Annotated in this window: 22 protein-coding genes; 4 read left to right on the top strand and 18 right to left on the bottom strand. The window is 51.6% G+C overall.

What is annotated here, in order from left to right; genetic code table 11:
• Positions 1 to 15: 15 nt before the first annotated feature.
• From IEY53_RS21225 to IEY53_RS21215, 3 genes are all read left to right on the top strand, one after another.
• Positions 16 to 708 carry a response regulator gene (locus tag IEY53_RS21225; protein WP_229696269.1) on the top strand — a complete coding sequence of 231 codons (693 nt, stop codon included), beginning with the start codon at positions 16 to 18 and terminating at the stop codon, positions 706 to 708.
• 169 nt (positions 709 to 877) lie between these two features.
• Positions 878 to 1,429, top strand: coding sequence for an NADPH-dependent FMN reductase (locus tag IEY53_RS21220; RefSeq protein ID WP_189028535.1), 552 nt, complete (start codon positions 878 to 880; stop codon positions 1,427 to 1,429).
• Positions 1,426 to 1,887: a VOC family protein gene (locus IEY53_RS21215; RefSeq protein ID WP_189028533.1), complete on the top strand. Its 462-nt coding sequence runs from the start codon at positions 1,426 to 1,428 to the stop codon at positions 1,885 to 1,887. The genes IEY53_RS21220 and IEY53_RS21215 overlap by 4 nt, the downstream gene beginning before the upstream one ends.
• A gap of 120 nt (positions 1,888 to 2,007) precedes the next feature.
• Here IEY53_RS21215 and IEY53_RS21210 read toward each other — a convergent pair whose 3' ends face one another.
• The 3 genes from IEY53_RS21210 to IEY53_RS21200 all read right to left on the bottom strand — a co-directional run bounded on the left by IEY53_RS21210 (position 2,008) and on the right by IEY53_RS21200 (position 3,102).
• The gene (locus IEY53_RS21210; RefSeq protein ID WP_189028531.1) at positions 2,008 to 2,238 is read right to left on the bottom strand and encodes a cold-shock protein; all 231 of its coding nucleotides are present in this window, start codon (positions 2,236 to 2,238) and stop codon (positions 2,008 to 2,010) included.
• 126 nt (positions 2,239 to 2,364) lie between these two features.
• The gene (locus tag IEY53_RS21205) at positions 2,365 to 2,565 is read right to left on the bottom strand and encodes a cold-shock protein (protein WP_019914790.1); all 201 of its coding nucleotides are present in this window, start codon (positions 2,563 to 2,565) and stop codon (positions 2,365 to 2,367) included.
• Between the two features lie 258 nt (positions 2,566 to 2,823).
• On the bottom strand, positions 2,824 to 3,102 hold the full coding sequence (locus tag IEY53_RS21200) for a hypothetical protein (protein ID WP_189028529.1): 279 nt from the start codon (positions 3,100 to 3,102) through the stop codon (positions 2,824 to 2,826).
• A 296-nt stretch (positions 3,103 to 3,398) separates the two neighbouring features.
• Between IEY53_RS21200 and gdhA the strand changes: the two genes are divergently transcribed.
• Positions 3,399 to 4,784 (top strand): NADP-specific glutamate dehydrogenase, encoded by a 1,386-nt coding sequence (gdhA, locus tag IEY53_RS21195; RefSeq protein ID WP_189028527.1) that lies wholly within the window; start codon positions 3,399 to 3,401, stop codon positions 4,782 to 4,784.
• Positions 4,785 to 4,870: 86 nt separating this feature from the next.
• Here the strand turns inward: gdhA and IEY53_RS21190 are convergent, their stop codons facing one another.
• From IEY53_RS21190 to IEY53_RS21120, 15 genes are all read right to left on the bottom strand, one after another.
• A complete protein-coding gene (locus tag IEY53_RS21190) occupies positions 4,871 to 5,584 on the bottom strand; it encodes an HAD family hydrolase (protein WP_189028525.1) in 714 nt (237 codons plus the stop codon).
• 16 nt (positions 5,585 to 5,600) lie between these two features.
• On the bottom strand, positions 5,601 to 6,887 hold the full coding sequence (locus tag IEY53_RS21185) for a DUF3999 family protein (protein WP_189028523.1): 1,287 nt from the start codon (positions 6,885 to 6,887) through the stop codon (positions 5,601 to 5,603).
• Positions 6,856 to 9,423, bottom strand: a complete 2,568-nt coding sequence (locus tag IEY53_RS21180; protein WP_189028521.1) for a DUF2339 domain-containing protein — start codon at positions 9,421 to 9,423, stop codon at positions 6,856 to 6,858. Before IEY53_RS21180 ends, IEY53_RS21185 begins: the two co-directional genes overlap by 32 nt.
• Positions 9,424 to 9,513: 90 nt before the next feature.
• Entirely contained in the window at positions 9,514 to 11,085 is a 1,572-nt protein-coding gene (locus IEY53_RS21175) for a sensor domain-containing diguanylate cyclase (RefSeq protein ID WP_189028519.1), read from the bottom strand.
• 417 nt (positions 11,086 to 11,502) lie between these two features.
• The gene (locus tag IEY53_RS21170; RefSeq protein WP_038597814.1) at positions 11,503 to 11,751 is read right to left on the bottom strand and encodes a type B 50S ribosomal protein L31; all 249 of its coding nucleotides are present in this window, start codon (positions 11,749 to 11,751) and stop codon (positions 11,503 to 11,505) included.
• 206 nt (positions 11,752 to 11,957) lie between these two features.
• On the bottom strand, positions 11,958 to 12,746 hold the full coding sequence (locus IEY53_RS21165) for an SDR family oxidoreductase (protein ID WP_189028517.1): 789 nt from the start codon (positions 12,744 to 12,746) through the stop codon (positions 11,958 to 11,960).
• Between the two features lie 52 nt (positions 12,747 to 12,798).
• Positions 12,799 to 13,653 (bottom strand): diguanylate cyclase domain-containing protein, encoded by an 855-nt coding sequence (locus IEY53_RS21160; protein ID WP_189028516.1) that lies wholly within the window; start codon positions 13,651 to 13,653, stop codon positions 12,799 to 12,801.
• Positions 13,643 to 15,733 carry a cellulose biosynthesis cyclic di-GMP-binding regulatory protein BcsB gene (locus IEY53_RS21155; protein WP_189028515.1) on the bottom strand — a complete coding sequence of 697 codons (2,091 nt, stop codon included), beginning with the start codon at positions 15,731 to 15,733 and terminating at the stop codon, positions 13,643 to 13,645. The genes IEY53_RS21160 and IEY53_RS21155 overlap by 11 nt, the downstream gene beginning before the upstream one ends.
• A 14-nt stretch (positions 15,734 to 15,747) precedes the next feature.
• On the bottom strand, positions 15,748 to 16,998 hold the full coding sequence (locus tag IEY53_RS21150; RefSeq protein ID WP_189028514.1) for a glycosyltransferase family 2 protein: 1,251 nt from the start codon (positions 16,996 to 16,998) through the stop codon (positions 15,748 to 15,750).
• A 28-nt stretch (positions 16,999 to 17,026) separates the two neighbouring features.
• A complete protein-coding gene (locus IEY53_RS21145; RefSeq protein WP_189028513.1) occupies positions 17,027 to 18,580 on the bottom strand; it encodes a hypothetical protein in 1,554 nt (517 codons plus the stop codon).
• On the bottom strand, positions 18,577 to 20,124 hold the full coding sequence (gene wsfD, locus IEY53_RS21140) for a glycan biosynthesis hexose transferase WsfD (protein ID WP_229696268.1): 1,548 nt from the start codon (positions 20,122 to 20,124) through the stop codon (positions 18,577 to 18,579). The genes IEY53_RS21145 and wsfD overlap by 4 nt, the downstream gene beginning before the upstream one ends.
• 34 nt (positions 20,125 to 20,158) lie before the next feature.
• Positions 20,159 to 21,313, bottom strand: a complete 1,155-nt coding sequence (locus tag IEY53_RS21135) for a hypothetical protein (RefSeq protein ID WP_229696267.1) — start codon at positions 21,311 to 21,313, stop codon at positions 20,159 to 20,161.
• 199 nt (positions 21,314 to 21,512) lie between these two features.
• Entirely contained in the window at positions 21,513 to 22,526 is a 1,014-nt protein-coding gene (locus IEY53_RS21130; protein ID WP_189028512.1) for a potassium channel family protein, read from the bottom strand.
• A gap of 30 nt (positions 22,527 to 22,556) precedes the next feature.
• Complete coding sequence (locus IEY53_RS21125; RefSeq protein WP_189028511.1) at positions 22,557 to 22,949, bottom strand: DUF350 domain-containing protein; 393 nt, start codon at positions 22,947 to 22,949, stop codon at positions 22,557 to 22,559.
• The gene (locus IEY53_RS21120) at positions 22,946 to 23,608 is read right to left on the bottom strand and encodes a hypothetical protein (RefSeq protein ID WP_189028509.1); all 663 of its coding nucleotides are present in this window, start codon (positions 23,606 to 23,608) and stop codon (positions 22,946 to 22,948) included. Before IEY53_RS21120 ends, IEY53_RS21125 begins: the two co-directional genes overlap by 4 nt.
• Positions 23,609 to 23,612: the final 4 nt, after the last annotated feature.

Here is a 23,612-nt window from a genome sequence, read left to right as displayed (position 1 = left end):
TCGGAGGATAACGGAATGACGATTACCTTATTATTGGTCGACGACCACGCGATGGTTCGCCGGGGGCTTCAGGTCTTCCTGGCCACACAGCCGGACCTCAAGGTCATCGGCGAAGCCGCAAACGGCCAGGAAGCCCTGGACCAGACAGCCAAGCTTAGGCCGGATATCATCCTGATGGACTTGCATATGCCTGCCATGGATGGCATCGAAACCGCGCGTCAGCTGCGGGTCTCTCATCCCGCCACCCAAATCATCGTCCTGACCTCCTTCTCCGATCAGGACCATGTGCTTCCCGCCATCCGTGCAGGCATTCGGGGCTACCTGCTCAAGGACGTCGAGCCGGAAGAACTGGTCAGCGCCATCCGCAAGGTCCATAACGGACAAGTCGAGCTGCATGCCGAGGCGGCCGGACAGCTGATGAAGATGATGTCCGATCCCGCCGCAGAGAACAGCGGGCCCGGAGCTGGGGAGGCCAACCCAGCAGTAGCTGCAGTAAATCCGGCAGCAGCTGAGGATCAGCTGACCCCGCGTGAACGGGAAGTGCTGGGACTGATCGCTTGCGGCATGAGCAATAAGGAAATTGCGGACGCGCTTGTCATCACCGAGAAAACGGTCAAGACACATGTCAGCCATCTCCTCGGCAAGCTAAACGTCGCCGACCGGACCCAGGCGGCCATTATGGCGCTCAAGAACGGCTGGACACGGTGAGCCAGCGGCCTGCATGTAAACACCTCTCCGCCTTTAGTTGTAGACGCTCAGCCTAAAGGTTGAGCGTCTTGTTCCTGTATATTCATGCCAAATACGGATGTCTGGCGGGGCAGAACCAGCTACTATTAGAGGTGTAGAGAATGATACACCGCTAAAGGAGATGAAGATGATGAGGATCGTTATACTGGCAGGGAGTAACCGGAAAGAAGCCACCAGCACCAAGCTGGGGGAATATGCCGCCCATATCATTAGGCAAAAAGGGGATGAAGCCATCCTGTTTGACCTCTATAAACGGCCGCTCCCCTTCTATAGCCCCGATGAAGCCGCCCTGGAGCATGAGCATTTAAGCGGGCTGATGCACGAGATGCTGGCGGCAGATGCCATTGTGCTGGTCACACCCGAATACCACGGCAGCATCAGCGGCGTGCTGAAGAACGCGCTGGATCATCTGGGCCAGGCCCATTTTAACGGTAAAGTGGTTCTGGCGGCCAGCTCTGCAGGCGGAGCGGTTGGCGTCAGCTCCCTGCTTCAGCTCCAGGCTATTGTCCGCAATCTGCACGGCGTGAATGCCCCGGACTGGATTTCCATCGGCGGTTTACAGCGCAGACGTTTTGAAGCCGGATATGACGGCTACGAAGGCGGGCAGGACATTGAAGACCGCATTCACCTGGTCGTAGAATCCTTCCTCAATCTGGCCCGCAAACTCAGTAGAGCGATATGATCACAGGATTATACGAAGCCCATCTGCCGGTCAGCAGCCTGTCCGTAGCCGAACCGTTTTATAAAAAGCTCGGTTTGAAGGAGGCCTGGCGTGATGAGGATACCCTGTTTGTCTGGATCGAGGAAGGCCGAAGCTGGCTGGGCCTCTGGGAAGGCCCGGAGGTGCATACTCCGTATCATCCGGCATTGCGGCATATCGCCTTCCGTGTCTCCTATACGGATTTGAAGCAGTCTGTGCAATGGCTGGAATCCCTGGGCATCCAGGCTGTTCCTTTTGGCAGCAGGACCTCCAGTGCCCCCTTCGTGCGTCCGCATCAAGGCAATGCCTCCGTTTACTTCAATGACCCGGATGGCAACAGCCTCGAGCTGATGTGCAGGGTTGAAGTACCCGATGCGCTGAAACATATCACGGAAAAGCTATCCTTCGAGGAATGGGAAGTAAGGATTCGGGGCTTGTAAGCAGCATAATATCAAATTTGTTTATCCACACGCAAAAAAGGTGCTCTGCGAGGCCATTCATTCATGGCTCGCAGGGCACCCTATTGTCGATTATCTATGTCGATGTGCGGCTAAAACAGGTCAGGTAATGGTAATCCCCTTCTTGATCGCCTTCATGTCAGCATTCGTATTTACAAGCATAGGCAGTATCTTCATGCTTCTGGTCATTGGAGAATTGCATTGCCAGCAGGTAGGTACATATTGAAAGGCAAAATTATCGCGCATCCAACCTGAGCAGTCTTCCTTGGTGCAGGACCAAATGGTTGTGTTCTCTTGCGGAAGATCCTCCAGCGCTTTTTTACGAAAATACATAAGTACCCCTCCTTGGTTCGAATCTAGACACTTGCACCACCCCCGAAAGGATTGCACAGATAAACCTTCTTTTCTCAAAAAAAAAGCTGCCCTCAACAGGTGTTAAGGGCAGCTTGCTTGGGTATATTACAGTTTTACAACGTTTTCTGCTTGTGGTCCACGAGCGCCTTGAGTTACGTTGAACTCAACGCGTTGGCCTTCGTCCAAAGATTTGAAACCGTCACCAGTGATTGCGGAGAAGTGTACGAATACGTCGCTTCCACCTTCAACCTCGATAAAACCGAAACCTTTGTCTGCGTTGAACCATTTAACTGTACCTGTTTGCATAATATTACCTCCAATATTGTATTTAACACATGTCCTTTTATTCCTACGTATTGTACGAACAAATAAAAATTCACACATTGGAAAAGGATTCATCGCACAAATGCCAACCTTTTACAATAAGTGAATTAAGGTTTAAATTTATGATTGACTTCATTGTAGCACACTTATTCTCCGAATGCAAAGCAATTGTCAAAAAATTTATCGGCTGAAGCCTGCAGCCCTAACGAAAAGAGCTGCGGGCCTTAGAGCCGCTTGGACTTAGTCGATGTAACCAGCCAGTCCCTTATCCATTAAATAATCCATCTCGGCATCGAGAATAGTCTCTACAGTAAGTTCATCAAGCTGTACGTCACGCTGACCTGTAACATAATCCACCAGATCGTCGTTATCGATATCCACCTCGCCTTTGGCATTGGCCTTGGCGTTATTGATAAAAGTCTGCTCGTGCTTCAGCACCAGCCGGATCAGCTTGGGATCAACCTTGGTTTGGGCAGAGAGTTCGTTTACCATTTCCTGTTCGTTCACTTGTTCACTCATTTTGAGTATCAGCTCCTTACATCTTTATGCAGTAATATTGTAGCATATTCCATTGCATCTCTGCGCTTTAGGCCTCAGGAATAACCCCCTTTCGTGCAAAGATTGAACAACCGGTGTTCGTGATAAAAGGAAAGAATGTCGTTAAATTTTCACAAATACATACCATGAAAAGTAAGATATTTTGAAAAAACTATTGTAGGCGGCCTTCACATGTGCCAAAATAAACTATATTTCCGTAGTTAGACACAGTAACGCGAAGAAGCACTAAATTAATATAAGCAAAGGCGGTTGAATTTATGAGCTCGATCCGTACCGTTGACAACGAAGTCAGCAATAGCGAGGCCCAACACTATATTGAGCGCGTATACGCAGAGGTTGTGGCGCGTAATCCGCATGAGCCTGAATTCCACCAGGCCGTCAGAGAAATCCTGGAAACACTGCTGCCGATCCTGGCCGCCGAACCTAAATACCAGCAACATGCCATTCTGGAAAGATTGGTAGAACCGGAACGGATGATCATATTCCGTGTACCGTGGACTGACGATGAGGGCAAGATCAGGGTAAACCGGGGATACCGGGTACAATTTAACAGTGCGATTGGCCCTTACAAGGGCGGTCTTCGCTTCCACCCCTCTGTTAATGCCAGCATCATCAAATTCCTCGGCTTTGAACAGATCTTCAAGAACGCTCTTACAGGCCAGCATATTGGCGGAGGAAAAGGCGGCTCCGATTTCGATCCAAAAGGAAAATCCGACGCTGAGATCATGCGGTTCACCCAGAGCTTCATGACAGAGCTTCACAACTATATCGGTCCCGATCAGGACGTTCCGGCCGGTGATATCGGCGTAGGCGCCCGGGAAATCGGATACATGTTTGGACAATATAAGCGGATTCGCGGAGGTTATCCGGCGGGCGTGCTTACCGGCAAAGGCATTATATATGGCGGAAGCCAGGCCCGGACGGAAGCTACAGGTTATGGTGCTGTCTATTTTGTAAATGAAATGCTGAAAGAAAATGGGCATCAGTTCGAGGGCAGCAAAGTCGTTGTATCCGGTTCAGGCAACGTGGCCATTTATGCGATGCAGAAAGCACAGCAGCTGGGTGCAAGAGTCGTGGCCTGCAGTGATTCTGAGGGTTACCTCTATGATGAGGACGGCATTCAGGTCGAAACCGTACGCCGCCTTAAGGAAGTGGAGAGAAAACGTCTGAGCGAATACGTCAAAGAGCATCCGCAAGCGGTCTTTACCAAGGGCTCGGAGCAGATTTGGACGCTTCCTTGTGACCTTGCATTCCCGTGTGCCACCCAGAATGAGATCAATGAGGAAATGGCCGGAACGCTCATTAGAAATGGGGTTAAAGCGGTCGGAGAAGGCGCCAATATGCCTTCAACGCTGGAAGCCATCCACCTCTTCCAGGAGGCCGGAGTCCTGTTTGCTCCTGCCAAAGCTGCAAATGCCGGAGGTGTGGCCGTCTCCGCACTGGAAATGGCCCAGAACAGCATGCGGTTAGGCTGGAGCTTCGAGGAAGTCGATGCCAAGCTGCACCAGATTATGAGCAGCATCTACCGCCAGGCCGTTGAAGCCGCGAGCGAATATGGCTTGCCTGGAAACCTGCTGGCCGGTGCCAACATTGCCGGATTCAAGAAGGTGGCCGACGCCATGCTGGCTGAAGGCGTGATCTAAATCCAGACAGTACCCTGCTAATGCTGACAAAGACCCCGCACTCCGGCTTGTAACCTGCCGGAGTGCGGGGTCTTTTGACCTTTTATCTAGCTGTCCCATCCGGGAATCTTCCGTAAATCCCCATCCCAGATTTGCACGCTGCTCTCCACCGGAATTCCGGAGGGAGAGGAAGCCGTATGGATATAGCAGGAGTCTAAGCCTGCCGCCCGCGCCCCCTCAATATCGGTTCGCGGATCATTGCCGATCATAAGGGCCGAGCTTAGGTCTGCGCCATAATTCTCGCTTAAATAACGGTAGAATAAGGGGTCGGGCTTGCTGATCGCCGCTTCCGAAGAGATCGCCACACCATCGAACAAATGGAGAATACCCAGCATGGTCAGTTCCGCCTCCACAAACGTCTTTTGGCCGTTGGAGAGCAGGAATACTTTTTTGCCGCGTGCCCGCAATGTCTGCAGGATTTCGGCGACTCCATCGTACAAGGAAATATGAATCATGGACAAGGTCCGCACCCATCTTACCGTTTCATGCAGCCAGGCCTGTCCCGGTTCTCCGCCCAACCTGCGGGCCACCGCGCGAAAGACCTCTTCCATGACGAAATCCGGGTACTGGCAGTACAAAGCGGCTTCCGCCAACTGCCGGTCCCGTTCCTGTATATAACGTCTCTGGAGCTCCTCTCCGGAAATACCCATGCCGTGGTAGCTGAAATGGAGAGATAGGCGCTCCCAGACTTCGGGGTTGTCTTCGTCGGTCTCTATATCAATCAATGTGCCATACAGATCAAAGATATAAGTCTGGTACATGTATGCAGGCCTCCTCTTAAGTTCGGGTCCGGTTCATCTTGCGGATCAGCACTATAATCAACAGCAGCGAGACGGCGACAATGATGATATTGAATCCGGTTTTGCTTTGCAGCCAGCCGGACCCGGCAGCTGTCCCTACGCTAGCCTCCCGGGTCATATTTTGCGTTCCAAGCAGGGCAAGATTAAGTGTACTGTTTTCGATATAATCTTTGAAATGGGCAATATCATACTGCGGCGCTGACGCTTGCGGATTGCCGTAGAGCAGTTTATACGGACCTTGCGTATCGGCAGCAAATACAAGCTTATCAACAAAATATTCAGTATGAACCTTGTTAATCCGCAGGGGTGCATCATCGTTGTTCTCAATGACAACCGTGAAGGACCGTGAACGTAGCAGCTGCAAGGGGATGATATCCGTCGCAGTAATCTTGGCGTCCTTAAAGTCAAGCCGGTACAATTCATCGCCGCCTGCGGTACCCACCGGTTGGCCGCTCTCGTCCAACAATTTATACTTCCGGCTGAAATTGCCCGTACTGTCCAACAGCACCTTCGAGATGTTCAGGCGGTTGCTGTTATCCACGATAATATGCGTCTCTTTGCCCTTTTGCGTAAGGGTGTATTCCGGCGTCTGCTCACGTTTGTAGTCGGTTTTCTTCACCTCTTGGCTGTTAAAGCGCAGCTCCAGCTTGTCAAAAGCGAGCTGTTCGATGTTATTCTCCACACGGAGGCGGTAATATCCGAATTTATAGGCAGCTCCCAGCTCAATACTGTTTTGTTCAAGCCCGTCCGTAGCATACAGATCCGCCTTCTGCAGCGGCTCCCAGACATTGCCGTCATAACTTCCGGACACCTGGACATGCTTCAGAAAGGCTTCCTCCGGAAGCTCAAACACCAGCTTATTGCCGACAATATCTGTATTCTCCCGGGCGGGCGTGATTTTATAGTCGAAGATGGCAGCTTTCCCTTGGTTAGCCGTATGAACCAGCTCTGAGGCATAAGCCGTTGTATACTCTCTGATGACCGTTTCCCCGTTGTCCATATAGAAAGGGACTGTCTTGCCCTGACCATCCACAATCCGCAGATCACTCAGATCCGCCGCCGCTTCCCGGTACACATCTTCATCCAGATAGAGTGCGCGATAAGGAACGTCTCCTCCCGCTTCAATCGGCTTTGAGAACCGCCAGGCTGCGTAGCTTTCACCACTCTCGGCAGCTGCCCCCGGAATATCCGGCAACGGAAAGCCTAGCCCGGAGAGAAACAGGACCGCCAGACTAACCTGCAGTATCTTGCTCTTTATCTTCATGAAGGTCCTCCATTCTGCTCGACACCCTTTGGTACAGATAGGAAATTCCCAACAGGCACACGCCGAAGCTGAAGTAGGCAACGATTTTGTTGCCGGTGTTCAACAGACTGAGGTCGTATAACAGCAGCTTTCCCGTAGACAACAGCGTGAGCCCAAGGCCCATGCGCCGGATATAGACATACCGCTGCCGGAAACCATACATAATAAACAGCACTGCCAGCAGGAGGTACACGAGACTGAAGATCAGTCCTGCATCGCTCAGCTGCAATTGGACACCCAGGAATGCCGTCAGGATCCCCAGCAGGTATACGGCCATAATGACAGGGTACAGCTCCATACTCTTGTATTCACGTTTGATGAAAGCCAAAATCAGCCCCCGGCCGCTAAACCAGACGAAAATATTGAAGACCGTCAGCACAAAGAGCGCAATATAGTCCGCTGCCGTATTCTGTTCCAGCTCTCCCTTCAAACTCGGCAGGGTCACGGTTATAGCTATGCAAACCGCGTAACCGGCCCCGTACAACACCCAGGAGTAATATTTGATGACCGTATCATAAAATATCTTGAGCTTGGTCAGCCCATAAGCCAGCAGCAGAGTAATCAGCGCTGCCAGCAGCAAGTTGTAAAAAGTCTTGTGGGCAAAAGCCTCCGGCAACAGGCGCTTATACAAGTAGCTGGATTCATATAGCGCATACGCCCATACATTCAGCAATGCCGCATACTTGAACCCTGCAGCCGCTTGTACCTCCCACGGTTTGCTGTGCAGCAGATTCTGCTCCCGGCTATGCTGAACCGCATAGAGCAGCGCTACAGCAAGCATACCCGCCGTAATGAAGGTATATCTCAAGGAGAAATACGGGTGGCTGTAATCCCCAAGGATAAAGGACCCCATGGTTTGCAGCGGGACATCCAGTCCAAAGAACACTGCCAGACAGAGCACCAGGATGCCCCAGCCTGCCCTTTCGAGACTCTTGAACCGGTTCAGGTGGCCGTAAACCGTGAGCACTACAGCCTCTACGAGCCAGCCTATGGACCACCAAACTGTCCCCAGCTGGAAGGGGATCATCAGCACGGCAAAGGTCAGCGACGTCGCATAGAAGAGCAGCATGCTCTGTTTCTCCTGCGGCATACGTTGTTCCAGAAAACGCCCAAGGCCCAGATACATCAGGCAGAACAGCAGGGCAAGCGCCCCCTTGTAATCACCTAGTCCTTCAGCGATAAATAGGCTATACAGGGAGACACAGCTGATAAGCGTATTGGTGCCCAGCAGGGAGAAGTCCCACCAGGACAACTTGCTGCGGTAATGCAACGGGTACCACAGCGTAATGCCGAGGTACATTGCAAAGGTCAGTACCACATAGAGCATGCTGATAATGTTGCTGTCAGCCAATAACAGCAGCACCAGCACGGAGGGTGCATTGAACAAAAAGCTGATGTAATTGACGATAACCCAGCGTTTGCGCAGCGAAATCAGCAGAATGAACAGATTCAGCACAAACAAATAACCCATTGCCACATATACCGCGTTGCCGCTGAGGCCAAAAGCTCCTATATAGGAGAATAACGGAAGATAGCCGCCGATGAGTCCCAGTGAACAGATGGTGCGCGACGCATATCTCAGCGACAGGAGCACGGCTGTCAGGGTAACCAGGACAGACAACGACAACCCCATATAAATACTGATGATATCCAGTAAAAAATAGCTGTAGAAGATGGACCCGTACAGTACCGAAATCCCGCCGCCCAACAGTCCGAGGGCAAACGTCCCTTTGCCTTTACGGAATAACCATTCTCCTCCGCCCACCATCAGAGCGCCCATCAGGAAAAAGGCACTTCCCTTCATATATCCGTTGAACCAGGTAGAATAGGTGTACCTGAATCCCGCACCCACGGCCAGAATCAGGAGCAGAATTCCCAGCCGGTTGATCCAGTTCAGCCCAATCTTCATTTCCATTTGATTCTGTTTTTTTCTGCGTTCCAGCACTTCCGGGCTAATCCCCTCTTCCGCCAATTCCCCCAGCTTGTGGTGGATGCCGGCCTGCAGGGATTGCTCCGCTTCCTTTTGAGCCAAGCGGCGGCGCAGGATGCGTTCATTCAGTTCGGCGGACAAAGCCTCCATGCGAACAGACAACTCCATCTTCTCTTCACCGAGCCCACGGGATGAAGCGCCGTACATCCGCTCAATTCGTTGCTTTGCCTCCTGCTCGAAAGCTGTAAGCCGGTTCGTGTATCCTTTGCTCATGGACGCAAAATACGTCTCCAGCTTTTGGCGGGATACCTTCAGAATATTCAGCTTTTCATCCAGCATTTGTTCGCTTAATGCGGTCCGCAATTCCGAATTCTCCTGCCTCAGCTGGCCGGCCTGAATCTTCAGCTCTGCCAGTACAGCCTTCTGCTCCTCATATTGCTTCTTTAGCTGTTCATTCTCATGGACAAGATCGGAACTCTCATATTCCATAATCAAAGCCTGATAATCTTTAATGAGCACATCCTGCTGCTCTTTCATCGATTTCAAACGATCTCTGAATTGCTCCATAGTGCCCCCCTGTTTCTTGGATTGCTCAGGGGTAATCCCATAGCAAATGCTGCTGCGGAGCTGCCCCTTATCCCATATGTATGACGCCATTCAACCCTTAAGTGCTATTCTCGCTACAGGCTGGGAGCTCAGTGTTACCCGGTTTTTGCCCGTGGCCTTGGAGCGGTACATCGCCTCGTCAGCTTCCCGGTACAAATCCTCGAAAGTCACATCGCTGCGCTCCGTATAGGCAATGCCAATACTGACCGTAAGGCGGATAGGATGTCCTCCATCCAGCAGGATCACATACTCCCCCAGATTGGTGCGGAAATTCTCCGCTTGCTGGTATGCGGCAAGCTCATCCTCAGCAAAAAAGCACACGGCAAATTCTTCCCCGCCCACTCTTCCGGCAACGCCAATGTCCTGAAAAAGGCTGCGGATCTTGTGCGATAATTCAACAAGCGCCTGGTCCCCGCCCAGATGTCCAAAGGTATCATTGATTAACTTGAAGTCATCAATGTCGAACAGCAGCAGCGCCATCCCCCCCTGAGCCTGCTTGCCATGATTCTGCACCATTCGCATGAAATGCCTGCGGTTATACAGGCCTGTCAAATCATCGACGGTAGCTTGATGCAGCAGCTCCCGTTCATAGCGCTTCTTCTCACTGTGGTCGCTGAAGACAATCAGCATCCCCGTCGCTTCCAGATCGGGTTCAGTTGGGCTTAGTGATACCCCGTAACACGTGCCGTCAGGACCGGGCGCTTCAATCTCGAATTGGCCCTCCGTCCGAGAGTCATAGCAGGCTCGCAGTTCAAGTTGCTGCTCCAGCAAGGGCTGAATGCGTTGACCCATCCAGCGTCCTTGCCCTTGGCCAGTAATATTGGACAACATCGACATCCCCGCAGCATTAATATCAATAATGATGTCATAGCGGTCCGTAAGCACAACGCCATCTTTCATTTTCTCAAAAATCTTATGCTTGGCCAGTGGATAAATGGACAGCCGCGGATCGCGGAACACAGAAAAATAAGCCGCCAGCGTGGCTGGCAAATAAACGAAAGCAGTAAAGCCCGTAATCTTAATTTTCAGCAGTGGAAGCAGGAAGATAGACGCAACCGGAATAATTAGCCCTGTTAGTAGCAGTATATTGCGCCGCAGATAGTATTTGGGAGCATTCCATACAGAGAGGGTCAGCAGATAGACGGCATATACCCCAAAGAGCTGATCATAGGCTATAAAGGCCATGCTCAGTGGCGTCGGCTGTACGGTAATTCCGGTAATGCCTGCTTCCGTGACCATACCTACTTCACTTCGCATCCAGTGATGATAGGAATCGGTAAAGATCAGGAGGGTGTCCAAAAGAACCGGCAGCGAGAACCAGAACAGCCTTCGGGACAATCCTTGTGCCGAACGGGAAACATATTCCTTGATTACGGCATAAGTAAATATCGTGCTTAGAAAAAGTGGAGGCTGCTGCATATTCCTCCAGAACAGCTTGAGCGTGTAAGTCGTAGACATAATCTCCGCCGTTGTGGCTGCGAATATGAAGGCGATCAGCAGCATCAGGACCCACACATATCGTCTCCCCGCAGTCTTCCGGTATCTATACGAGGTCAAGCTCATGTATGAGCTGAGAATACTGCCCATTAACAAATAATACGGATATCCCTGTATCCATGGCATGTCAAATTTCCCCTATTTCTAGATAGCTTTGCCTCATTATATCCTACTCTTTCGCACAAATGAATCCTTCTTCATAATAACCCGGGATAAGCTTTCCGATAACAAGTTGTCACTGGTCCGGCTGTTCAAGGATACGGACTCAGTGGACCTTATTTTGGTGAAACGAAATGTTTTGTCCTTTATGCGGACTCCAAAGATCTTATTTCATGATCTCTAGCCCAATACTAGGGTCAATCGATCATTTAGCGCACCCTGAGTCCGTTTGGCAAGAAAAATGGGCTTGTTTCTCGAAATAGCGCTTCTCTGGTCCGTTAAGTCATAGATGTTGGACTCCCCGTCACTGAATACATCAAAAAAGGGACAACCCCGAAGCCATCAGCTTCATTACGGAGTCGTCCCTTCTTAATGCGGTGCTTATTATTTCTTTTGAGCCAAACGTTGTTTGAACTTGTCCACACGGCCGCCTGTTTCTGCATCTCTTTGCTTTCCTGTGTAGAAAGGGTGCGATGCGGAACTTGCGTCCACACGGATTACCGGGTAAGTGTTGCCGTCTTCCCACTCCATAGTTTCACCGGAACTCTTGGTCGATGCACTCAGGAATTTGAAGCCTACGCTGGCATCCAGGAAAATAACCTGGTTGTACTTTGGATGAATACCTTCTCTCATTCTAATCGTCCTCCTTTGGAGCAAAATAATAAATCCTTTTATGGTAACTTAACCAATTTATCTCTAGGTCTATTTATTAATATACCTGTCAGACAATGGAAAATACATAAATCTCAAATTTAGGCCACCACTCCATCATAATTCAAATTGGAGCACAAAGCAACCATTTCCCCTATCATTTTAAGTAAAAAAGCTGTACCCTCCATTTACAGCGACTTCACGGAGCCCCCGTCTACCAATAGGGACTGGCCTGTGCTGTAGGTATTGGCAAAAGAACCCATAAACACCACTGCCCTGCCGAACTCTTCCGGCGTGCCCGTTCTGCCCAGCGGAATACCGTGCAGCGCCTCAGCTTGCACCTGCTCCAGGGGAACCCCTGCCGCATCCGCCCGCTTGGAGTCCAGCTCCCGGATCCGGTCCGTACCGATTCGGCCGGGAGCGACGGTGTTAATGAGAATGCCATCCTCCGCAAGCTCCGTAGCCAGACTTTTCGTCAACGCGTTCACACCGGCGCGGAATACGTTCGACAGGATCAGCCCCTGGATCGGCTGCTTGATGGAGACGGAACTCACATTCACAATCCGGCCGCCACCCGCCGCGCGCAGATGCGGCAGCGCCTCGCGGATCAGGCGGATGGTGCTCATCAGTGTCAGGTCGAACCCGCCGCTCCAATCGGCATCCTCCATCTCGGCGAAGCCGCCGCCCGGCGGCCCGCCTGCGTTGGTAATCAGCACATCAAGCCCGCCGTTGCGCTCGACTGCTGCCTGTATAGCCTCTGTGATCTGCTCGGGGGAGGTTACATCCATCTGTACTATGCCAACTTCCTGTCCTGTCGCTTCCTTGATTTCCTGCCGGGCGGCCTCCAACTGCTGAAGGTTCCGGCTGGCGATGACGACCTTAGCCCCTTCACGCGCAAACTCAAGTGCCGTTGCCAATCCCAAGCCTTTGCTTGCCGCAGCAACAAAAACCGACTTGTTCGCCAGGCCCAAATCCATACCCATCCGCCTCCCTTAGGTTCATTTCTCTTAGTATATTTACCCAGTAGGCTTACACATCATACTCCAGCTGTTTTTTAGCCTGCACAATAAAATCGAACGGATTCTCAATCGTATCCGCGTGGTATTGCACGGCACCGATTTTCAGACCCAGGTTGACCTTGTATTTGCGGGAAAACTCATTGTCGTTTAATTCCTGCAGCTTAAGCTTGATCCGCTCGATGACGATCTTTGCTCCATCCTGGTCGGTAAAGAGCAGCAGCCCCCAGGTGGCCTCCTCTTTGTCCAGCAGATACAGCGCATCATTCGTACGGATGCTCGACTGGCTGAGCTGGGAGACATCATAGATGGCATCCGCAAGCTGTTCCTCGGGAATCAGCCGGCGGATCTCGCTCCAGTACTTCACTTTCACCACAAGCAAAGTCAAAGGGATCTGATACCTTGTCGAAATACCGGTAAACAGACTGGCATCCTTTTGGAAGGAAATGCTGTTGCGCAGATCCGTGTTCTCGTCTACGGTCGCCAGGTTGGCCGTTTTTTTCTGCAGGATTTCGTTCTCGAGCTGCAGCTCACGGCTACTCCAGGTAAAGATCCACACGACTACGGTCAGAATCGGCGTCATCAGCAGCCAGAAATAGGTGTTGATGCCGATCGTTTCGCCCCGGGAGAGGGTCTGGTACAGAATGAAGAATCCGTAGCCGAAGATGAAAGCCAGATTCAACACCAGCCCTGCAGTAACTGTCGTGAAATAGGTGACTACCGCCAGCAGAAAAGCTACGTTCAGAATAATAATATTCTGGATATAGTGGTCCGGCGATCCGGCAATAAAGACAATACAAATGTACACCAGCACCAGAAAACCCAGAAAAGTCAGGTCCGATACCAGACCGCTGCGATTACGTCTCACGCCGATCCCCCCGTTTCTTCAGATGTTTGCGCAGCAGCAGAATCAGGGACAAGAGGACCAACGCAATCACCAATACAACCGCGACTATAAAACCGAAGACATCGCTGCGTTCCGTAATGTTCTGCAAAGCTGAATCCTCTTCCGTCCCGCTGATCGTCTTGAACCGGTAGGCACTGACATTGCCGTCTTTATCGGAGACTACACCGTCCCCAAACACCCTCCACTTGTCCTTCTCCGTCGCAATCAGTTTGGAGGACAAATAATAGTTCTGTGAATTCGCCCCCGTGACCGCCAGGAATCCGCGTCCACTCTCATAAGGGGATTCGATCAGCTGCAAAGTGCCGATTCGTGCCCCGTAAGCCGCATCTATACTCATTTTTTCATTCGACAGAATAGATGACCCATCAGTGTTATATTTAAAATACAGCTTGTCGTTGTTGTCCCGGATAACCTTGTTGTCCTCGTAGGTGCCGATGGCAATGATGTTGTTGTTCTGCAGATTGTCCGTATTCACACTGTCCGTGTAAAAATGAACATCTCCTGTATTGCCTGTGGCATATTGGCCCAGCAGATTGAACACATTCGCCAAGCTCTGGTACGAATAATCGTCCATCTCCTGCGGCAGCACCACTGCGACATGATTATAGACTTCATCGCGCAGGAAAGGGTACGGGTAGTTATTGAATAACAAGTCCGTGCGGTCCTTCGTATTCAGTTTCATCACCGAATCCTTGCTGATGTAAGCCCAAGGCATCTGCTGTGTATTCGGTGTGCAGATCAAGCTTGGCAGCTCCAGATCAAAGGCCACCTTCACCGAGAAATTACCCGAGATATTCAGGTTCTGCGGCACCGCCAGATTCAGTGAATCCTTATTCGCAAGCTCCTTGGTCAGCTTCTTGCTGCCAATTGGTGTATCATTGATGCTCACCGTAACCAGCGACCGGTCAAAATCAAGATTCTGGGCATAGCGGAAATCGAGGCTGATTTTGCCCGAATCTGCAATGGAACGGTTGGAAGGCAAGGAGACATAATAGATCTGCTCCTGATGATACGGCCCCGTCAGCTGATCGCCTGTTTCCGTAAAACTTACGTCCGAACTGATCGCAAGTGTTGGCGTGGCCGTTTCCGTAGCATCATCCACCACCTTCAGGTCGCTGCTGAGCTGTGCCAGCAGCTCACTGTTCGCAATCAGGCGTCCGGCTTTGATCAGCAGGCTCTCATCCTTGGAAGTAACCACCAGCGTAGGCTGGCTGTCCTTGTTCACTAATTGAATCAGCGCATGGCTCTGCAGATCCTCGTCTGTATCCAGCTGAGCCTTCAGAGCAGCCGGCACATGATCATACATCGCTACAAGCACTACCGCGCCCTTGCCCTTGACTGTATCCGCCCGGTAAGGCAGGAGCGGGAGGGTTCTATCACTCAGTGAATTGGCGTTCGCGAACCCCGAGAGGGCATAGGCCGCAGCTTCCAGCTCAGCGCCGGTACTGCCCTCGGGCACGGCAAGCAGGCTGCGGTTGCTCTTTACCGTATCGATTCCGGAGAAGCGCTGGCTGAAATCGCTGATGCCTCCGGTCAAGGCTTTAGGTGTGTATATGACATCCACACTGGAGGTATTGAAGAGATGCAGCCAGTTATCGGTTGTATTATGGACGACACAGACCTGGTCCAGATTCGTCGTTGTCCGCAGGTACCCTTGAATCGAAAGGGTATTCGTTCCCTCCTTGAGGAAACCCTTCGGTGCAGGAATGGTAAGCTGCTGCTCTCCATTGTTCTGTACAGTCGGCCGGAATGTGTAGAACGGACTGCCATTCAGCGACAAGGTTACACTTGATTCCTGATCTTCGGTGATCTGCGAGATCTGGAACCGCAGATTCACGCGCAGCTCCTCCACGTTCCAGTACTCCATCACTTCAAACGCCTGCTGCCGGGAGCTTGTCCCCGTCAACGTGTCCGTTCCGGTAAAGGACGTCACATAGGTCTGCCTGCCGTGTCCGGGAGGTACGGCCGCTGAAGCCGCCTCAATCTGGGTCAGGAACAGCAGGAAGCAGACGGCAAGAATGACCCATTGTTTTTTCATCATATTCGTATTCCCCTTTAATAGCGCTCGGTCTTGTACCATTTGACTTCTCTTTTAAAAATTGTATCTTTGATGTAATTGTACAAACCGTATGCGGCGACAAGCATCCACAGCTGGCAGTAGGAGACATACATCAACAGGATGATCCATACATTTGACAGGCTCATTTCGCCTTTCTCTGTAGTGAGTGTAATAAAAATACCTACAACGAACAGAACGATGGCGAGCAGCCACAGGAAGCTGCTGAGGCCGGCAATGGTCGTGTGAACATAGCCGAGCGCATGCAGAACGAGCAGCGTATCCGAAGTTAGCAGTGACAGCAGCAGCAGAAAATAAATCGACAGGTAATAGAGAATATCAAACCGTATTTTAGCCGCCGATTTATCAAAAAGCAGCGGGAAATTTTTGACAATCACGTAGATATTGCCCTTGGCCCAGCGCGTCCGCTGCTTGAACCAGACCTTCAGCGTCTGCGGCTCCTGCTCCCAGGTGACCGACTTCGGCTGGAACTTGATCCGGAAGCCCATCATATAGATACGGAAGCTGATTTCGGTATCCTCCGCAATCGCCTTAACATCCCACCCGCCGATGCTCTCGATAATGGATCTGCGCATGATAAAGTTCGTTCCCGGAATGGTGCACAGCTTGAACAGCTTCCAGCGGCCTGCCTGGGCCATCCATTGAAAAGACAGGGTCTCAATATTAATGAACCGGGTAAGCAGGCTCGCATCACGGTTGCGGGTCCGGAATTTGCCGATTACTGCACCCAATGTGGAATCATTGACGATCTCGGCCACCAGATAACGCAGCGCTGTTTTTTCCGGTGTATTGTCAGCGTCATAGATGGCAATCAGTTCCCCTTTGCTGCGGGTGAAGCCGATATTCAGCGCATTGGATTTGCCCTTGCCCCCGGTAACTGCATCGGTATTGATCACAATCAGGTTGCGGGACGGATTCTTCTTCTGGATATTCCCCAGCAAAAGAGCGCTGTTGTCCGAGGAATTGTCATTGATCACAATAATCTCGTAGCGGTCATGCGGATAATCCAAAGCCAGCAGGGATTCCACGGTTTTACTGATGACCACGCCTTCATTGTGGGCGGGCACCATAATGGATACAAAGGGCATTTCCCCCTCGATCTCGGGGATCTCCTCATTTTCAGTCTTGATGTAGTACAGATAGCCCGCGATAATGAGGGTCACATTCACCAGCAGCAGCGACCAGATGCAAATCACCGCGATTACCATCAGCACGTCTGGGATCGTCATAAAGTTCTCCTAGTCACAGTTGAATTTCTTATTTCAAATATTTCTTCCGGTACATCCGGTAGCCGATGATGAGCAATCCGCCAAAAAAGAGCAGGGAAATAATGATAACGACGATAAAAAACTGGTTCTGGACATTGAACAGCTTCGTGAAGCTTTTCTGCTGCTCTTCGGTGTATTGATAATTATCGCTGACCTGATCCCGCGGGGAATAATCCACATTCAAATGCTGGCCATTGAGGGTAATGCTCCCCCGCGAAGAGACCACTTTATTTGTATCTGTAACCACCCTGTGCTCTTCCTGCTTGTAATCGGCAAAAGAAATCCAATACCCGTCCAGGCGCTCCAGAAGCTCGGCCAGCCCGGCCTCATCCGCAGGGAGATTGAACGTAACCGCCGTATCCATGGGAAATGCCGGCATCACTTTCCCGCTTGTGCGCAGGCTCTGCAGAAATTCCAATGGCAGGCTGTACAGGGAAGATTCAAAAGCTGTAGAACGATTCGTCCGCTCCCTGTGCATCAGGCGCTCATCCGGGAAAAGCACCGCCGAGTCGAACCAGCCCATCCCCGCCGCTGCATACTCCTTATCGTACGCCCAATAAATCTCGGCCCCTATTCCAAGCGGAGCGATGCCATTCTTCACAAGCAAATCCACAAAACCGCTCATCTTCGACCCCAGTGTATCATCGCTGCCGCTGATCGAGGGCATGACCACCGGAGCATTCAGCAGAATACTGCCGTTTCTGGACTGCACGACCTTCAGCGCCTCCAGATAACGCAACATCGCCGGATAATCCGTATTGCTGAATACCGGGCGCACACTGGCGATGAACGGAATGCCCGCCTCATATAACCGCTCAGCTGTCTCTTCCAGCAAGGCGAGATCCGAGAACGGATAGATCTCTTTAAGCACGAAATACGTCTGCGGCATGGCAGTGCTGCCCAGCCATTCCCTCAGTACCCCGGCCATCGCCAGCACACTGACATTTCCCTGCTCCAGATAGGGAACATAAGTGTATCTCCCAGCACTTACGGCATAAGGAGCCTGCAGGCCGCCGCTCTGAAACACCAGACGCCCATAGTCCTTCTTCCCTTCGGCTGCCGTGATATAAGGCATCTCCTGAACCGGAAGGCTTGCTCCCGATAATCTGCCTGCCGAGAGGCCTGCGCTGCCGCCGTGCATAATGTCCGTGCTCAGCTTCAGCGCCTGCTTCAGCCGTTCCGGGGGGTTATAGCCGACATGCAGCTCTTGGCCCTTATAATTCCCGGCGTCTTCCAGATAAGAGCGGTTCGTCACGGCTACATCCGGCGCATTGATTACAGTAATCCTGTGGCTGTAAGCGGCCATGCCTCCCGGTTCATACTGGTCGAGACTGACCACTGTAACCTTGATGCTGTAAGCAGCCAGCAGGCGCTCAAGCTCCTTGATATTGCCTTCCCGCGGCGTCTCTTTGGCTTCGCTGTCGAACAGCAGCAGGACTTGCGGCGTTGCAGCCGCCGCCTGCGCCCGGCCCGCGGGTGGCTCCAGAACGCTAAGCAGCACCAGCAGCACCAGCAGGAATAAAGTCTTCCTCGTATTGCTCATGCACTCACGCCCTTTTGAACCTCAGTCTCAGAATGCGCCCTGGTCGGGCTGCCGGCCGAATGGCGGGTTCCGGGCGACAGCTTGCGGCTGATGACACTTGACAGGGTTAGAAACGTCACCAGATCGAACGATTGCGTGAACAGGAACTCATGCTTGGCAATGTCGGCATCTCCCGCCCCTATAATGGACACGAAGATGCCGGACAGGCCGACGCCCATAGTTGCCACAACCAGCACCATGCGCTGTACCCCCCGGATATCCCGGGCCCTTACCGCCTTCACCGTGGAGGGCATATACAAGCCGATAACGACGATCATCCACAGGATAATGAAGCCGAAGGTTTTGGGCGCAAGCGTCTGCTTAAGCAGACTGTATCCGGAGAAAAAGTGGCTTTGCGCACGGAAGGCCTTGCCAACCGACTCCTCATAGTTGCCCATTGCCGCCGGTTTGATCGTAAATGCGCTTTTGGCTGCTATATTCAGAATGGACCCCAGTTGGTCGGGGTTAGCCACATAGTATTTAAGAATGGATACGAAGCCGTAACGGCTGTAGAAGTTCTCTTGCAGAAGCGGCGAGTCGACATCCACTGTTCCGTATTGCTCGTAGTAAATATTGCCTTTCAGAATGGCGTACTGCTCATCAATGCCGAATGCTTTCAGCGAAGTTTCGGGGTTCCCGGCTTCCTTAAGCACACCCCGGGTCATCGCATGATATTGGTTAATGTTTACGAATTCCTTAGAGATGTTCAGGTAGGTGGCCACCCCCGCCAGCATCATCAGAAAGATAGAGGCCAACGTCAGGAACCGGAAGACACGGTCCTTGCGAATCCAGATCAGTGATACGGCCAGCATGGCAAGAATGATGCCTACCGGCGCATTTTGCTGCTTGGAGGTCGTCAGGATCAGACTGCTGACGGCAAAGAGCGCCAGCATGGCATAATCATTGTATCGCTTGCGGAATAACAGCAGCCACGAGGCGAAAACAAAGATCATCATAATCATCACAATGCTTTCACTGTAAAAAGAATTGAAGTACGCCGTATACCCTGTATCCCCAAAGATAAACACAGCAATCAGCGCCACGATCATTCCCTGCCTGCGGCCCATTCTCCAAGTAATAGCCTCTATCAGCAAATAAACGGCAATCACATATAGACATGTATATATCGCCGCCTGGAAGCGGATATCAAAGACTTCGCTGCTGAACAGCAGCTTGTTGAGCAGGGTGGCCAGCTTGATAAACAGAGACTGCGAAGAGTCCAGTGTAGCCCCATTCTCGTTGAAATACTGGAAGATGCCATACTGCTTCACAAAATAGCCAAAATACTTGCTGTCATAATCCGGCAGATTAAAGTAGATACCATTGCTGTAAATATTACGAAAAAAGTCCCCGTTATCCGCCATCCCAAGATATGGAGCGGTGAACAGGGCAATTACAGTAACAAACAACACGCCAAAAGCGGCGATAAAAGCGGGCGATACCCCACGGAATGCGGGCCAAAGCCCCTGCCGCAGGGGCGGTAATTGTATTGGGTTGTCTCTCATGCGGGTGCTCACCTTCACTTCTTTCCTTGTTGATTTAGTACGCGTAGGCCAATAAAGCCATCAGATTATCAAAAGAGTAAGCCTGCATGCTGCCCACATCCCCAAATCCGCCGTAAAGCTCGCTGCCGGCATCCGTCACCCGGAATTCATTCATTCGTGCAATACTGGTGTTATAGAGCTCATTGTCCCCGGTCTCCGCGCCGATCATGGCGGTAAGCGCATAAATGGCGGTGGAGCGGACATCAGTGGTCGGCCGGCCTTCCTTCGTGTATTGCCCGTACAAGGTCCCGGCTTCAACCTGCTGCTTGATGTACGCAATGCTGGCCGGAGCCTGCTGCTGTACCTCAGCTAGATGCAGGATGGTCAGCAGTGATTCGACCGTGTTGATATTCTCTGAGCTGTACGCTCCGCTCTCATAATGGAAGCGGGTCTCGTAAAGAGGGAAAACGTCTGACAAATAGCCCTTTTCCAAAACACCCTTTAAATGCCGGGTGAGGGTGTCGCGCGATTCGATAGGAATCGACAATTTCTGCAATGTGGACAAATCTATATAACACAAAGTAATAAATGCATTGGTAATTTGGTAGTTTTCATCGAAGAAATCATACATTTCTCCGTCTTTCACATTATGTTCATAGAACCTTTGGCCGTATCTGTCCGCTTCTTCCGTATACGCCGGATTCTTAAACTGCTCTCCTGCCTCATACAGCGCCCGGATCAGACGCAGATCATCCACTGCCGCATTTACCGGATACCGCTTCTTAAGCAATGGACTGTAACGGTAACTGAATCCGTCCTCCATATCAAAAGTCTGCCGGGCCAGCTTCCACTGCTCTGCGAATTGCTCTTCATTGCCGGTAAGCACTGCATACCGCATCAGAATCGAGGCTGACTCACTCAGCACCTCATGCCCGGTGGCGGCTTCCCCTTCCTGGCGGGTCTCCAGCAAATTGGTGAATACCCCGTGAGGTCCGGTCAGCTTGGTATGGATAAAAGACTCCAGCGCCGCCTGTTCCCGGCTCTGCTGCCCAGATCTTTCGCTGCGCGCAGCGTTTCCCTCAGCAGATGCAGAGGGTACCGGCGGCGCCTCCCCCGCGGACTCCGGCTGCACTTCACTGCCGCCGCTGCAGGCAGCGAGCAGGCCCATGCTGAGTACAGCGGCGAGGACCGTGTTTCTCTTGCTTTTCAACACGTCACCTCCTACAGTCAGCTGTTAAAATTACACCTTGCATATAATAACGGTAATATGGTTCCTATTATGAACGGCAAACCGTGAAGTTCCTATAATCTTTTTATCAGCACAAGTAAGGGCACAACCGGGTGACGATGCTCCGCCGCCTTCAGTTATGCCCTTATGTTATAGCCCGGATATCCGCAGGCCTCCCTGCCTATCCCTTGATCCGCCGGTACGTCTCTTCGTCCGCTACAATATAGAGCCGCGCCTCCGGGGGGATTCGCTCCTGCAGCTTACGGTTAATGCCCAGATCGCTCCGGTCGGACAACAGGGTAGCCCCCTGGGCCAGCAACCCTTGAAAGGCTTCTCCGTACGTTTTCCATGCAACATTCGTCGGGATCTCATAGATATCATCGCCATGCTGGCGGCTGAGCAGCTGAGAAAGAACCTCGGAGTTGCCTTCCTGCAGGGCGGCACGAACCGCCAGCCGTGAGATGGCGTCATGCGATAATACGAACTCGTTCACATGGACATGGCGAAAATTCCGAATATTATTCTCCAGCATAATCTCCACCGTCGTATGAACATGAGGAGCAATTCGTTCAATGCTGGAAGCGATCAGCAGTGACTTGCCGTCAATAAGCGAGGTCTCTTCAATCCGCGTATCGCCGAACACAATAGCTGCCCGCGCATCGTTGAGATTGGCCTTGAGCAGAACCTCGTCATTCGAGGCATCTCCGCTCACAAAATGCACCTGCTCCATATGCTCCAGCGGATGCCGCCCCGAATCGTCAATGATGACGATCTGGCTCTCCGGCGAGAATACCAGAATTTCATCCACTGCCGACTGTGCCTTTTTGCTCCAGTTAATCAGAATGACATGATCCTTGCCCCGAAAGCTCAATGTTCCCGCTCCTCTCCGTCGCTGCACCTCTGATATGGAATCAATTACTTTGCCGATAACCAAGCTGAGGAGACCAATGCCGAAGATATACAGAAACATCGTGAATCCTTTGCCCAGTGCAGTCTTGGCGAAAAAGTCACCGTACCCGACCGTAGCCATCGTCGTCATTACCCAATAAAAGGCGTTGAACCAGTTCCCGAACGTGTCCGGCTCCAGCAGAAAGGCGATCGTCGCGCTTACCATAATAAAGATTAAAATGATGAGTCCTATCTTCTTCTTGCTTAAGCGCATCATCCTCGTGGATATTCTCAGCAAAAAATGCATCCACGCATCCCTCCCGAGCCTCCGGCCATATTAAATAATCAGACTGCTGACCGCAAATGCTGTTCCGATAAAAACCATGCAGAGAAAGGTGCCTACAGCAACATTGCCTTTTTGCAGATGATCGGAAATCTTAAAGGTCGGAGTAACCAGCTCAAAAATCCAGTATGCCGCCACCAGACAGAGATAGCCGACTGCAAACCACAACATCATGAACCAAATGGAGGTATTGGTGTAAGCTGCTACACCCAGAATAATGGCCGTACCCAGAAACTTGCCGCCCAACGCAAGCGCCACTGCCGTATTGCCCTTCCTTAATTCCTCCATATCCTTAAATGGGGTCATCCAGCTAAACACAACCATTCCGAGCAATTGCAGCAGAATGATAACAAACACACTTACCAACAGGTTAATTACAATCGTCAATTAGCCCACCCCCGAAATTTCGCATAGGCCGAATCATAATCGGCGAAATCATGTATTTCTTCCAAGACTACGGACACCGTTTTCTTTTTCTCCATCGCTGTATAACGCTTGTCGTCAATCGGCTGCTTGATCCGGTTGCCAGACGGCAGTTCGACAACAGCATAGTTCCGCGTCTTGTCCTTGTATTTGGTTTTGTAGACCCCGACCAGATTCACATCCGTTGTCAGCGATACCTTGAGGTTCTTCAGATCCTCGGATGCCGTCTTCTGGTCTGCATACGATTTGATTGTCACCCATGACGACAAGCGGACTTCATTGCGCTGATCGGCATCCGTCACCAGTTCGGCATCCATGAATTGCAGCGTCCAGATCTTGTCACCTGTCGCATAATTGCCGTCATTAGGCAACAGCTCATTGTCCGGCAGTACGGTCATATCGCTGCCGATCAGGTCGCCCACCGTACTCTCCACCACCCGGTAATCCCAAGGTACCCTGGATACATTGGATGTTACCTCTGCTCCGGGATCGGTCGATAACACGCTGTCCGAATTGCCGCAGGCGCCAAGAACCATTGTCATAAGCAGCAGGAAGCCCAGCAGCGTAACACGCCGGGAATGTTGTCCCCACCCCCGGAGCTTCGCTTCCCTTCTCTTCTTCATCTCC

It is taken from the genome of Paenibacillus albidus (assembly GCF_014644435.1).
In the GTDB taxonomy this organism is placed as follows: Bacteria; Bacillota; Bacilli; order Paenibacillales; family Paenibacillaceae; genus Paenibacillus_AQ; species Paenibacillus_AQ albidus.
The sequence above is the reverse complement of the archived record's forward strand: the minus strand, read 5'-3'. Positions and strand labels throughout refer to the sequence as shown.

Bases quoted from the DNA above. Each gene is read 5' to 3' on its own strand.
- IEY53_RS21205 (WP_019914790.1), bottom strand. From the start codon at position 2,565: ATGCAAACAGGTACAGTTAAATGGTTCAACGCAGACAAAGGTTTCGGT.
- IEY53_RS21180 (WP_189028521.1), bottom strand. From the start codon at position 9,423: ATGGAGCAATTCAGAGATCGTTTGAAATCGATGAAAGAGCAGCAGGAT.
- IEY53_RS21165 (WP_189028517.1), bottom strand. From the start codon at position 12,746: ATGGATTTGGGCCTGGCGAACAAGTCGGTTTTTGTTGCTGCGGCAAGC.
- IEY53_RS21170 (WP_038597814.1), bottom strand. From the start codon at position 11,751: ATGAGAGAAGGTATTCATCCAAAGTACAACCAGGTTATTTTCCTGGAT.
- IEY53_RS21190 (WP_189028525.1), bottom strand. From the start codon at position 5,584: ATGTACCAGACTTATATCTTTGATCTGTATGGCACATTGATTGATATA.
- IEY53_RS21130 (WP_189028512.1), bottom strand. From the start codon at position 22,526: ATGCATTTTTTGCTGAGAATATCCACGAGGATGATGCGCTTAAGCAAG.
- gdhA (WP_189028527.1), top strand. From the start codon at position 3,399: ATGAGCTCGATCCGTACCGTTGACAACGAAGTCAGCAATAGCGAGGCC.
- IEY53_RS21150 (WP_189028514.1), bottom strand. From the start codon at position 16,998: ATGACGATCCCAGACGTGCTGATGGTAATCGCGGTGATTTGCATCTGG.
- IEY53_RS21200 (WP_189028529.1), bottom strand. From the start codon at position 3,102: ATGAGTGAACAAGTGAACGAACAGGAAATGGTAAACGAACTCTCTGCC.
- wsfD (WP_229696268.1), bottom strand. From the start codon at position 20,124: ATGAGAGACAACCCAATACAATTACCGCCCCTGCGGCAGGGGCTTTGG.
- IEY53_RS21175 (WP_189028519.1), bottom strand. From the start codon at position 11,085: ATGCCATGGATACAGGGATATCCGTATTATTTGTTAATGGGCAGTATT.
- IEY53_RS21185 (WP_189028523.1), bottom strand. From the start codon at position 6,887: ATGAAGATAAAGAGCAAGATACTGCAGGTTAGTCTGGCGGTCCTGTTT.
- IEY53_RS21225 (WP_229696269.1), top strand. From the start codon at position 16: ATGACGATTACCTTATTATTGGTCGACGACCACGCGATGGTTCGCCGG.
- IEY53_RS21220 (WP_189028535.1), top strand. From the start codon at position 878: ATGAGGATCGTTATACTGGCAGGGAGTAACCGGAAAGAAGCCACCAGC.
- IEY53_RS21210 (WP_189028531.1), bottom strand. From the start codon at position 2,238: ATGTATTTTCGTAAAAAAGCGCTGGAGGATCTTCCGCAAGAGAACACA.
- IEY53_RS21120 (WP_189028509.1), bottom strand. From the start codon at position 23,608: ATGAAGAAGAGAAGGGAAGCGAAGCTCCGGGGGTGGGGACAACATTCC.
- IEY53_RS21155 (WP_189028515.1), bottom strand. From the start codon at position 15,733: ATGATGAAAAAACAATGGGTCATTCTTGCCGTCTGCTTCCTGCTGTTC.
- IEY53_RS21215 (WP_189028533.1), top strand. From the start codon at position 1,426: ATGATCACAGGATTATACGAAGCCCATCTGCCGGTCAGCAGCCTGTCC.
- IEY53_RS21145 (WP_189028513.1), bottom strand. From the start codon at position 18,580: ATGAGCAATACGAGGAAGACTTTATTCCTGCTGGTGCTGCTGGTGCTG.